Consider the following 1,989-nt stretch of genomic DNA (forward strand, 5'->3'; position numbering starts at 1 on the left):
CGCCGAGGACGAGCGCCACCGCCCCGACCGTGGGGTGGTTCCGGAGCAGCAGCACCAGCGCCCCGGCCGCGAAGGCGCCGCCGGTGGTCCACGCCTGGTGGTCCGCCAGCAGGCGTCCGGGGGACCCGGTGCGCACTCCGGCGCGGCGCAGCCCCCGGCCGGCGGCCGTCGTGCCCCGCCGCGCCGCCGCGCGGACGGCACGGGCGGGGCGGCCGGGACCGTACAGGTACGCCACCAGCGCCGTGATCACCGAGACGACCAGCAGGGTGCGCGTGCTGTCGCGCAGGAAGCGGACGAACGTGTCGTAGACCGCCGCCGCCGCGTCGGGCGGCAGCGCCGCGGGCGGGACCGAGTCCAGGTAGGCCCGTCGGGCCACGGCCAGCGCGACGAGCAGCACCGCCGTCATCACGCCGGTGCCCGCCCCGGTGATCATCAGCATCACGCGGTGGGCCGGGGCGGTCCACACGGCGAGCGCGGCGAGGACGACGGTCAGGACGGGCAGCCACGCGCCGAGGACGTCCAGCACCCGCATCGTGTCCTGCGCCCTGCCCAGTTCCCCGGTCTGGAACAGGGTGACCGTCCGGTCGGTGTCCGGGATGGCCGCCGCCTTCTCGAAGCCCGCGTCGACGAGCCGCTCCCGCACCCGGTCGACGACCTCTCCCAGGTGCAGCTGTACGGTGCCGCCCTCGGCCCGCACGGCGCCCGTGCCGGTACCGGTGAGCACGGCCACCACCGCGGCGTGCGAGCGCCGGTTGGCCTCCTCCCACGCCCGCTGGAAGTCGTCGCCGGTGATCACGCGGCTGACGGTGCGTTCCACGACGGTGCCGACCGCGTCGCGCAGCGGGACCTCGAGGGCCTCGGCCCCCGCCACGGCGCGGGGCGGCGCCCCGGCGTCCTGGAGGGCCCCGGCGAGCGAGTCCGTCACCGCCCCGACGTCCACGTTCTCCATCACGCGGTCCGTGAGCCGGTTGATCACGGCCTCCTGCACGGCCGGATCCGACGCCAGCGGCGCGACGGTCTCCACGTACCGGTCGGTGTCGGAGACGGTGTCCTGGATCCAGGCCGCGACGACGGCCGGGGGCGTGAGCAGCAGGGCCGACAGGAGGAGGACCGAGGAGCCCGCCAGGCGCACCCGCCGGTGGCGCACCGCCGCGTGCCGGCGCAGTCGCTCGTACTCCGCCCGTTCCTCGGCGGTGAGGGCGTAGTGCGGGCCCGCGGTTCCGCCGGGGTCCGGCGGATCCGGGGCCGGGGCCGGTTCCATGGGTGCTCCTCTCCGCGGGGATGCCGTCCCGGCCGTGACGGCCGCCGCCCGGGAGGACGGAGGCGCGGGTGCCCGCCCGGGTCCGGGCGCGGTGTCAGGCCGCTCCGGCGGGAGCGTGCGGCCCCGTGGTGCGTGTCCTGCCGAGGGCGGCCCGCCACGCGAGGGCGACCGCCGCCTCGGCCAGGCCGAGCAGGACGAGCCACAGGCCGAGCAGCCGGGTCAGGGCGCGGGCCGACTCCGCCGGCAGGGCGAGCACCACGATCCCCGCGACGATGCCGAGCAGCGCGACGCCCAGGACGACGCCGCGGTGCGGCAGGTCCCGGGCGGCGAGGGCCGTGTAGAGGGTGAGGATGCCGGACACGAGCCAGACGACGCCGACGATCAGCGAGAGCGCGGCGACGGTCTGCAGCGGGTGGCGCAGGCACAGCACCCCGGCCAGGACGTACAGCACGGCCAGGAGCAGCCCCGGGAGCCGTTCCCCGGGCTCCTCCCGGCCGAAGACGGCCACGAACCGGAACGCCCCGGTCACCAGCAGGTACAGGCCGACCAGGACGGCCAGGACGTGCAGGGTCCCCTCCGGCCAGACCAGGACCAGGACGCCCGGCACCAGCGTCGCGACGGCCGAGCCGAGGATCCAGGTCCACGAACGGCCGAGCCGCGCGAGTCCGTACGCGGAACCGTCGCCCGGACCGGCGGGGCGGGCCCCGGGCCGGGCGACGGTTCCGCGT

The 1,989-nt window shown here is 77.4% G+C and carries 2 protein-coding genes; both read right to left on the reverse strand.

Features of this window, described 5'->3' with window-relative positions:
- On the reverse strand, window positions 1–1,261 hold a 1,261-nt coding region (locus AOK18_RS24095; protein ID WP_055695694.1), incomplete at its 3' end, for a hypothetical protein.
- Between the two features lie 94 nt (window positions 1,262–1,355).
- A partial coding sequence (locus AOK18_RS24100) for an HdeD family acid-resistance protein (RefSeq protein ID WP_055695695.1) occupies window positions 1,356–1,989 on the reverse strand: 634 nt, incomplete at its 5' end.

Origin of the sequence: Streptomyces prasinopilosus (assembly GCF_001419695.1) — a bacterium.
Lineage (GTDB): Bacteria > Actinomycetota > Actinomycetes > Streptomycetales > Streptomycetaceae > Streptomyces > Streptomyces prasinopilosus.